Source organism: Micromonospora sp. NPDC049089 (assembly GCF_040648775.1).
Lineage (GTDB): Bacteria > Actinomycetota > Actinomycetes > Mycobacteriales > Micromonosporaceae > Micromonospora.
The window spans coordinates 1-9802 of sequence record NZ_JBEZEH010000241.1; the positions used below are offsets into that span (position 1 = coordinate 1).

General features: G+C 72.6%; 8 protein-coding genes. 5 read left to right on the plus strand and 3 right to left on the minus strand.

Going from position 1 to position 9802, the window contains the following annotated elements; genetic code table 11:
- Window positions 1–85 precede the first annotated feature (85 nt).
- A complete protein-coding gene (locus tag AB0B48_RS29195) occupies window positions 86–601 on the plus strand; it encodes a GNAT family N-acetyltransferase (RefSeq protein ID WP_357207084.1) in 516 nt (171 codons plus the stop codon).
- Between the two features lie 266 nt (window positions 602–867).
- Here the strand turns inward: AB0B48_RS29195 and hemQ are convergent, their stop codons facing one another.
- Genes hemQ through hemE form a run of 3 tightly spaced genes read right to left on the minus strand, consistent with a single transcriptional unit; the run spans window position 868 to window position 4078 of the window.
- On the minus strand, window positions 868–1569 hold the full coding sequence (gene hemQ, locus AB0B48_RS29200; protein WP_196921722.1) for a hydrogen peroxide-dependent heme synthase: 702 nt from the start codon (window positions 1567–1569) through the stop codon (window positions 868–870).
- Window positions 1566–2975: a protoporphyrinogen oxidase gene (hemG, locus tag AB0B48_RS29205; RefSeq protein WP_357207086.1), complete on the minus strand. Its 1410-nt coding sequence runs from the start codon at window positions 2973–2975 to the stop codon at window positions 1566–1568. The genes hemQ and hemG overlap by 4 nt, the downstream gene beginning before the upstream one ends.
- Window positions 2976–2980: 5 nt before the next feature.
- On the minus strand, window positions 2981–4078 hold the full coding sequence (hemE, locus tag AB0B48_RS29210) for a uroporphyrinogen decarboxylase (protein ID WP_357207088.1): 1098 nt from the start codon (window positions 4076–4078) through the stop codon (window positions 2981–2983).
- A 137-nt stretch (window positions 4079–4215) separates the two neighbouring features.
- Between hemE and AB0B48_RS29215 the strand changes: the two genes are divergently transcribed.
- From AB0B48_RS29215 to AB0B48_RS29230, 4 genes are all read left to right on the plus strand, one after another.
- A complete protein-coding gene (locus AB0B48_RS29215) occupies window positions 4216–4788 on the plus strand; it encodes a DUF3000 domain-containing protein (protein WP_357207090.1) in 573 nt (190 codons plus the stop codon).
- A gap of 95 nt (window positions 4789–4883) precedes the next feature.
- Window positions 4884–6212, plus strand: a complete 1329-nt coding sequence (locus AB0B48_RS29220) for a ribonuclease D (protein ID WP_357207092.1) — start codon at window positions 4884–4886, stop codon at window positions 6210–6212.
- 224 nt (window positions 6213–6436) lie between these two features.
- Complete coding sequence (locus AB0B48_RS29225; RefSeq protein ID WP_357207094.1) at window positions 6437–7633, plus strand: thiolase family protein; 1197 nt, start codon at window positions 6437–6439, stop codon at window positions 7631–7633.
- Window positions 7630–9699, plus strand: a complete 2070-nt coding sequence (locus AB0B48_RS29230) for a 3-hydroxyacyl-CoA dehydrogenase NAD-binding domain-containing protein (RefSeq protein ID WP_357207095.1) — start codon at window positions 7630–7632, stop codon at window positions 9697–9699. Before AB0B48_RS29225 ends, AB0B48_RS29230 begins: the two co-directional genes overlap by 4 nt.
- Window positions 9700–9802 lie beyond the last annotated feature (103 nt).

A 9802-nucleotide genomic window follows, 5' to 3' on the forward strand; every position in this document is an offset into this window, starting at 1 on the left:
CCGGGCCCCCCCCCGGGGGGGGGGGGGGCGCCCGCCCGGCGTAATGGCGGTGGTGCCCGGCGATCCGTCCGGGCACCATCGCCGCATGATCGACATCTTGGTGCTCACCCCCGACGACTGGCCCACCTGGCGGGAGCTGCGGCTGGCCGCCCTCGCCGAGGCACCGGAAGCGTTCGGCTCACGGCTCGCCGACTGGCAGGGCGACGGCGACCGCGAACAGCGCTGGCGCGACCGGCTGAACATCCCCGGCTCACTCAACCTGGTGGCCGTCCTGGACCGGCGTCCGGTTGGGATGTCGAGCGGCGTACCCACGACGGACCCGCTCATGGTGGACCTGATCTCGATGTGGGTGCACCCCGACGCTCGCGGCAGCGGTGTCGGCGACCGCCTGGTGGACGAGGTGGCGCGCTGGGCCCAGGAGCGCGGCGCCGAGCTGCTACGGCTCTCCGTCAGGACGGACAACGCGCGCGCGAAGGCCCTCTACCACCGCGCTGGCTTCCGCCTGACCGACGAGCCAGGCGACCTGATGCCCGACGGCGTACGCCGAGAACAGATCATGCTCCGCCCCCTCCAACCACCACACCTCACCCCGTCACGCTGAGCGAGACGACCCGTAACCCTCCATGCCGCCGAGCCAGCCCCGTGCCCCTCGCCGATCCACCTGCCCCTCGTCGATCAAGGAGTTGTGGTGGTCGACAAAGGACCCGTGGGTTCCCAAAACCGGCACCACAACTCCATGATCGACCAGGTCGGGGCAGCCGGTGCGCCGATCTTGCACTTTCGGTTGCCAGATCGCGGCTTACGCCCCTTTCGCCGGAGCAGAAAGTGCAAGATCGCGGGGGCGAGGGGGCGCGGGCGCGAGGGGCGTCAGACCAGGCAGTTGACGATTTCGGCTACTGAGCGGCGGCGGCCGGTGTAGAACGGGACCTCTTCGCGGACGTGCCGGCGGGCGCCGGAGGCGCGTAGGTCCCGCATGAGGTCGACGATCCGGTGGAGTTCGTCGGCCTCGAAGGCGAGCATCCACTCGTAGTCGCCGAGCGCGAACGAGGCGACGGTGTTGGCCCGCACGTCCGGGTAGCCGCGGGCCATCTTGCCGTGCTCGGCCAGCATCTCGCGCCGCTCGGCGTCGGGCAGCAGGTACCACTCGTAGGAGCGGACGAACGGGTACACGCAGATGTAGGGGCGAGCCTCCTCACCGGCCAGGAACGCCGGAATGTGGCTCTTGTTGAACTCCGCCGGCCGGTGCAGCGCCATCTGCGACCACACCGGGGTCAGCGCCCGGCCCAGCGTGGTGCGACGGAACCGCAGGTAGGCGTCCTGGAGCGCGTCGGGGGACGCGGAGTGCCACCAGATCATCACGTCCGCGTCGGCGCGCAGCCCGGAGACGTCGTACACGCCCCGGACCACCACGTCCTTACCGGCCAGCTCGTCGAAGAGGGACACCACCTCGCCGGTGACGTTGTCCCGCAGCGACGGCAGCGGGGAGCTGGCCCGGAACACCGACCACATGGTGTAGCGGATGCTGTCGTTCAGCTCCCGCAACCGGGCCGCGTTGGTCTGCTCGGTCATCTCGCCGATCCTCCCAGTGCTGTGATGATCTCTTCGGCCGCCGTCTCGCCGGAGCGGACGCAGACCGGGATGCCGACGCCGTCGTAGCCGGCGCCGGCGAGGACCAGTGTGGGGTGCGCGGCCCGCAGCGCCGTCCGCGCGGCGCCGAGCCGGTCGGCGTGCCCCGGCGCGTACTGCGGCAACGCACCGCCCCACCGCTGCACGTGCCCGTCGACCGGGGCGGGCAGCGAGGTGCCGAGCACCGCCGACAACTCCCGGTGCACGGTCGCCGCCAGGTCCGCGTCGGGGCGCTGCAGGTGCGCCTCCTCGCCGTACCGGCCCACCGAGGCGCGTACCAGTGCCAACCCGTCCGGCTGGCGCAGGTGCCCCCACTTGGTGGTGAAGAAGGTCGCCGCCTTGATCAGCAGGCCCTCGGTGCTCGGCACCAGGAAGCCGGACAGCTCGGGTAGTCGCGGCTGCGGCAACGCCATGGTGACCAGCGCGACGCTCGCGTAGTCCAGCGCACCGACGCCCGCCGCCACCGCCGGCGCGGGGCCGGCGAGCAGCCGCGCCGCCGGTCGCGCCGGCACGGCCAGCACCACGGCGTCCACGTCGACCAGCTCACTGTCGCGGGTCGGGCCGACGGTGAGCCGCCAACCCGTGTCGGTCGCTGTCAGCTCGCGCACGGCGGCGTCCCGCCGTACCGTCGCGCCGCTGGCCGTCACGGCGGCCTCGACCAGGGTGCTGAGCCCACCGGCGAGGGTGCCGAAGACCGGGGCACCGGGCGCGCGCGGCGCGGCGGCCTGCGCGGCCCGGACCGCACCGACCAGGGTGTGCTCCACCCGGGCCGTGCGGGCCAGCGCCGGCATCGTCGTGACCAGGGAAAGATCGTCGGCACGGCCCGCGTACACGCCGCCCAGCATCGGGTCGACCAGCCGGTCGACCACCTCGTCGCCGAAACGGGACCGGACCAGCGCGCCCACCGAAACGTCAGCGTCCGGCCCGACAAGCGGCCGCCCGCCGTCGGTGTCGGCGTCCGCGGCCGGGCGGGCGACAGTGGCCACCCGATCCAGATCCCCGGGTACGCCCACCAGGGTGCCGCCCGGGATGGGGCGCAGCCCTCCGTCGATGACCAGCGCGGCCTGCCCCACAGTGGGGTGCACGATCTTCTCGGCCAGCCCGAGCCGGCGGGCGAGGGCCACCGCCGCGCTCTCGGCGCCGGTCGGGTCGCGCATCAGGAACGACTCCGCGCCGAACTCCACCGGCTGACCGGCCAGCTCCCCGGTGCGCAGCTTCCCGCCCAGCGCGCCGGACTGCTCGTACACAGTGATCTCGGTGCCGGCGGGTGCGCGGTCGCGCAGGCGGACCGCGGCGGCCAGCCCGGCGATCCCGCCGCCGACCACCGCCACCCGCCAGGGCCGCCGCATTCCGGTCAGCCCTGGTCGGCTCGGCGGCTGGACAGCTCGTGCACCAGCGCGACCACCCGGGTCAGCACCTCCGGGTCGGTTTCCGGCATGACCCCGTGGCCGAGGTTGAACACGTGCCCGGGGGCCGCCCGGCCCTGCTCCAGGATGCGGCGCACCTCGGCCTCCACCACCGGCCACGGCGCGAGCAGCACGCACGGGTCCAGGTTGCCCTGCACCGCCTTGTCCGCGCCGATCCGGCCGGTGGCCACGTCCAGGGGCGTACGCCAGTCGACGCCGACCACGTCGGCCCCGGCCTCGCCCATCGCGCCGAGCAGCTCGGCGGTGCCCACCCCGAAGTGGATCCGGGGCACCCCGGCGTCAGCCAGCCCGCTCAGCACGGTGGTCGAGTGCGGCAGCACGAAACGGCGGTAGTCGGCCTCGGAGAGCGCGCCGGCCCACGAGTCGAACAGCTGCACGGCGGAGACGCCGGCCTCGATCTGCACCCGCAGGAAGGCAAGCGTCACCTCGGCCAGCCGGGCGCACAGCGCGTGCCACAGCTCCGGGTCGCCGTACATCAGGGCCTTGGTCTTCGCGTGGGTGCGCGACGGTCCGCCCTCGACCAGATAGCTGGCCAGCGTGAACGGCGCACCGGCGAAACCGATCAGCGGGGTGTCGCCGAGCTCGACCACCAACTGCCGGACGGCCTCGTCGACGTACGAGACGTCGTCGCGGGTGATCCGGCGGATGCGCTCCACGTCGGCGGCGGTGCGGATCGGCTCGGCGACCACCGGGCCGGTGCCCGGCACGATGTCCAGGTCGATCCCGGCGGCGGCGACGGGCACCACGATGTCGCTGAACAGGATCGCCGCGTCCACGCCGTGTCGGCGCACCGGCTGGAGGGTGATCTCGGTGACCAGCTCCGGGCGCCGGCAGGACTCCAGCATCGGCACGCTCGCCCGGATCTCCCGGTACTCCGGGAGGGAGCGGCCGGCCTGGCGCATGAACCAGACCGGGGTGTGCGGGACGGGCCGACGTCGGCAGGCCCGAATGAAGGGCGAGTCGGCTGGTCCGCCGGGGCGGGATTCTCCGTCTCGGGCGACAGTGCCCGTGGTGTCCGTGGTCATCGCCGCAATCGTGCCACGCCCACCACCGGAAACCGGGTGGGGGTGAGAGGAAGGGCACCGTTCCTTACGCCCGGTGCCCTTCACGAGCGTCGGCGCGCCGTCGAAGCGGGCGACGGACGGCGGCATAGGCTGCCGACATGGCCCCCCCGATCGCGCTCCCGGAGACGTTCGCCCGCGCGGTCGCCGGGCTGCGGTCGGCCGCCCCCCGGCCGGAGATCACCCTGGAGGAGGTCGGCGCTCCCCAGCGGTTGGCCCCGTACGCGTTTGCGCTCGCCGCGACAGTGCTGCGCGACGACGACGAGGTGGCGACCGGTCGGCTGATCCTGCTGCACAACCCGGTCGGGCACGAGGCGTGGCAGGGCACCCTGCGGCTGGTCACCTACGTGACAGCCGAGTTGGAGGTCGATCTGGCCGCCGACCCGCTGCTGCCCGGGGTCGGCTGGACGTGGCTGACCGACGCGTTGGACGCCCAGGACGCCGGCCACCGGGCGATCGGCGGAACGGTGACGCAGACCATGTCGACCCGGTTCGGCGATCTCGCCGGGCCACCGACCATCGGTGACATCGAGATTCGCGCGTCCTGGACGCCGGTCGACGACGACCTGACCCCGCACCTGCTCGGCTGGTGCGCCCTGCTCGCCTCCACCGCCGGTCTCCCCCCACCGGGCGTCACCGCCCTCGCCGACCGCCGCCCGGCTGGCGCAGCCTGACGTTCGGCCCTCGGGAGGACATCTTGCGGACACCTGATCGACACACGCCGGACCGGCTGCACCCGCCGGATCTCCGCGCGCACTAGGGTTGGCAGGTGACCGACGAACCACCCCTGCGCCGTCGGCCCACCGAAGCACTTCCGGGAAACGCACCCCAGCACCCGCCGTCGGCCCAGCCGCAGCCGGCGGGCGAGGGGGCTGACCCGGCCGACGGTGGGCCCGTTCCGCTGATCGCCCCGCGTGACGGCACCCCCGATCCGGTGGCCGCCCCGGCCGAGCTTGCCGAGGTCGTGGCCCGCTTCGCGGCGGGCACCGGCCCGGTCGCGCTGGACGCCGAACGGGCTTCCGGCTACCGCTACAGCCAACGGGCCTACCTCGTTCAACTTCGCCGGGCCGGTGCGGGCACGGCGCTGATCGACCCGCTGCCACTGCCCGACCTCAGCGCGCTGGACGCGGTGATCGGTGAGGCCGAGTGGGTCCTCCACGCGGCCAGCCAGGATCTGCCCTGCCTGGCCGAGGTGGGGTTGCGTCCACGCCGACTGTTCGACACCGAGCTGGCGGCTCGGCTGGCCGGGTTCGAACGCGTCGGGCTGGCCGCGCTCACCGAGCAGCTGCTCGGGTTCACCCTGGAGAAGCACCACTCGGCGGCCGACTGGTCGAGTCGACCGCTGCCCGAGTCATGGTTGACGTACGCCGCCCTCGACGTGGAGCTGCTCACCGACCTGCGCGACGCGCTGGACGCCGAGTTGACCCGGCAGGGCAAGTCGGCCTGGGCCGCGGAGGAGTTCGCCGCGCTGGTCCGCACCGGGGCACGTCCGCCCCGGGTTCGGGCGGAGCCGTGGCGGCGCACCTCGGGCATCCACCGGCTGCGGGGGGCGCGGGCGCAGGCCCGGGTCCGCTCGATGTGGTACGCGCGGGACCAGATCGCGTCCCGGCGCGACGCCGCTCCCGGTCGGGTGCTGCCCGACTCGGCCATCATCGCCGCGGCCGAGCTGGACCCGAAGGACGAGAAGACCCTGCTGACCCTGCCCGGCTTCGGCGGTCGGTCGGTCCGTCGGCTGGCCCGCACCTGGCTCGCCGCGCTCGACGACGCCCGGCAACTACCGGAGGATTCCCTGCCGGTCTCGCCGGCCGTGGAGGGCCCGCCCCCACCGCACCGGTGGGCCGAGCGGGACCCGGTGGCGGCCGGTCGGCTGGCCCGCTGCCGGGAGGTCGTGATCCGCATCGCCGGCGAGCACAACCTGCCGCCGGAAAACCTGATCACTCCGGATTCGGTCCGCCGGCTGGCCTGGACCCCGCCGGAGGAGATCACCGAGGAGTCGGTGGCGGAGACCCTGCGCGGCCTCAACGCCCGCGAGTGGCAGATCGGCCTCCTCGTCCCCGACCTGACCGAAGCCCTGGCCCCAAAAACCCCAATCCCCTAACCCCCCACCCCGACCTGCCGCCCCGCCCCCCCGCCCGCCCGCCCGCCCGCCCGTTGATCATGAAGTTATTGCCAGGACACGCCGATGCCGATGGCAACAACTTCATGATCAACGGGGCGTTGGCGCGCGCCGGTGTGGGGTGGACCACAGCGGGGGGTGGGGGACGGGGTTGGTTACTGACGAGTAGCATTCGGGGCAACGTGCCCCTCGGCTAGGAGGCTCAAGTGCCCCGTGAAGTTCGCGACGTCGTCTTCGTCGACGGCGTCCGTACCCCGTTCGGCAAGGCGGGTGGCATGTACGCCAACACCCGCGCCGACGACCTGGTGATCCGCTGCATCCGGGAACTGCTGCGTCGTAACCCGCAGCTGCCCCCGGAGCGGGTCGAGGAGGTCGCCATCGCGGCCACCACCCAGATCGGCGACCAGGGCCTCACCATCGGCCGCACCGCCGCCCTGCTGGCCGGGCTGCCCAAGACCGTTCCCGGCTTCGCCATCGACCGGATGTGCGCGGGGGCGATGACAGCGGTCACCACCGTGGCCAGCGGCATCGCCATGGGCGCGTACGACATCGCCATCGCCGGTGGGGTCGAGCACATGGGCCGCCACCCGATGGGTGAGGGCGTCGACCCCAACCCGCGCATCATCGCGGAGAAGCTGGTCGATGCGTCCGCGCTGGTGATGGGCTCCACCGCGGAGAACCTGCACGACCTGGTCCCCCACATCACCAAGGCACGCACCGACGCGTTCGCGCTCGCCTCGCAGCAGAAGACCGCCAAGGCGTACGCCAACGGCAAGCTCCAGGACGACCTGGTGCCGATGTCGATCCGCGACGCGGAGGGCGGCTGGGGCCTGGCCACCGTGGACGAGGCCCCGCGGGACACCTCGCTGGAGAAGTTGGCCACCCTGAAGACCCCGTTCCGCCCGCACGGCAAGGTCACCGCGGGCAACGCGGCCGGCCTGAACGACGGCGCCACCGCGAGTCTGCTGGCCGACGAGGCCACCGCCCGCGAGCTGGGTCTGCCGGTCGCCATGCGGCTGGTGTCGTTCGGCTTCGTCGGTGTCGAGCCGGAGGTGATGGGCGTCGGCCCGATCCCGTCGACGGAGAAGGCGCTGCGCCTCGCCGGGCTCAGCATCGACGACATCGGCCTGTTCGAGCTGAACGAGGCCTTCGCCGTGCAGGTGCTCGCCTTCCTCGACCACTTCGGCATCGCCGACGACGACGCGCGGGTCAACCCGTGGGGCGGTGCGATCGCCATCGGTCACCCCCTCGCGTCCTCCGGCGTACGGCTGATGACGCAGCTGGCCCGCCAGTTCGCCGAGCACCCGGAGGTCCGCTACGGCCTCACGGCGATGTGCATCGGCATCGGCATGGGCGGCACGGTCATCTGGGAGAACCCGCACTGGACGGAGGGCAACAAGTGAGCGCGCTCGCCGCACCGAACGAGGTCGTCACCAAGGCGCTGCTGCGCCAGGTGAACGTGCCGGGGCTGGACCGGCCCGCCGCCCTGATCACGCTGGACAACGGCTTCGACCACACCAAGCCGAACACCTTCGGCCCGGGTGGGTTGGCCAGCCTGGACGAGGCGATCACCGCCGCGCTCGCCGCCGACCCGGCGTTCATCGCGGTCACCGGCAAGCCGTACATCTTCTGCGTGGGCGCGGACATCGTCGGCCTGCCGCAGCTCGCCGACCGCGCGCAGGCGCTGGAGATCGGCCGGCTCGGCCACCGGGTCTTCGCCCGGCTCAAGGACAGCACCGTTCCCACCTTCGCGTTCGTCAACGGCGCGGCGATGGGCGGTGGCCTGGAGCTGGCGCTGCACTGCCACTACCGGACGCTCTCCGGAGGCGCGGCGGCCCTCGCGCTGCCCGAGGTGTCCCTCGGTCTGGTGCCGGGCTGGGGCGGCACCCAGCTGCTGCCGAACCTGATCGGCATCCCCGCCGCGACCCAGGTGATCATCCAGAACCCGCTGATGCAGAACAAGATGCTCAAGCCCAAGCAGGCCGCCGAGCTGGGCATCGCGGACGTCCTGTTGGAGCCGGCGGACTTCCTGGAGCGGTCCCTGGAGTGGGCTGCCGGCGTGGTCCGGGGTCAGGTCACAGTGACCCGACCCGAGGTCGACAAGGACATGTGGGCGGGCGTGCTCTACTTCGCCCGGGAGACGCTGAACCAGCGGCTGCACGGCGCGGTCCCGGCCGCGTACAAGGCGCTCGACCTGCTGGAGACGGCGAAGGACGGCGACTTCGCCGCCGGCACCGCCGCCGAGGACGAGGCCCTCGCGGACCTGGTCTTCTCCGAGGAGCTGCGCAGCGGCCTGTACGCGTTCGACCTGGTGCAGCGGCGGGCCAAGCGCCCGGCCGGCGCACCGGACAAGGGCCTGGCTCGCACGATCACCAAGGTCGGCATCGTCGGCGCGGGTCTGATGGCCAGCCAGCTGGCGCTGCTGTTCGCCCGCCGCCTCCAGGTGCCTGTGGTGATGACCGACCTCGACCAGTCCCGGGTGGACAAGGGCGTCGGTTACGTGCACACCCAGATCGAGAAGGCCGTCACCAAGGGCCGGATGGACAAGGGCACCGCCGCCAAGCTGTACGGTCTGGTCAGCGGCACTGTCGACAAGAGCGCGTTCGCCGACGCCGACTTCGTCATTGAGGCCGTCTTCGAGGACCTGGGCGTCAAGAAGCAGGTCTGGGCCGAGTTGGAGAAGGTCGTCTCTCCGGAGGCGGTGCTCGCCACCAACACCAGCTCGCTGTCGATCACCGAGATGGCCGCCGAGTTGGAGCATCCGGAGCGGGTGGTCGGCTTCCACTTCTTCAACCCGGTGGCGGTGCTGCCGCTGCTGGAGATCGTCCGGGGCGAGCGCACCGACGACGTCACCCTGGCCACCGCGTTCGCCGTGGGTAAGCAACTCAAGAAGTCGAGCGTGCTGGTCAAGGACGCTCCGGCGTTCGTGGTGAACCGGCTGCTCACCCGCTTCCTGGGCACCGTCTTCGCCGCCGTCGACGCTGGCACCCCGCTGGACGTGGCGAACAGCGCACTGGACCCGCTGGGCCTGCCGATGCGTCCGCTCGCTCTGCTCCAGTTGGTCGGGCCGGCCGTCGCGTACCACGTGGGCGGCACCCTGCACGCCGCGTACCCGGACCGGTTCGGGGTCAGCGAGAACCTCAAGCGGATCGCCGACTCCGGTCAGCCGATCGTGGTCGACGACGAGGTCAACGAGGAGGTGGCCAAGCTGCTCGTGGTGGGTGATCAGCCGTTGACCGCCGAGCAGGTACGCCAGAACGCCCTCGACGCGCTCGCGCAGGAGATCCGGCTGATGCTGGACGAGGGCGTGGTCGCCGAGGCGCAGGACATCGACCTGTGCATGATCCTGGGCGCCGGCTGGCCGTTCCACCTGGGCGGTGTCACGCCGCACCTGGACCGGACCGGCACCTCCGAGCGGGTCACCGGCCAGCGGTTCCTGCCGCCCGGCGCGGCGAGCCTGCCCGCCTGACAGATCGCAGCACCACCGTCGCGGGGGGGGGCCCGGGCCCGTGGCGCAGTACGGGCACCGCGACCCGGTGTGGGAAGAAGCGTGGGTGGATGGCGGTTTGGAG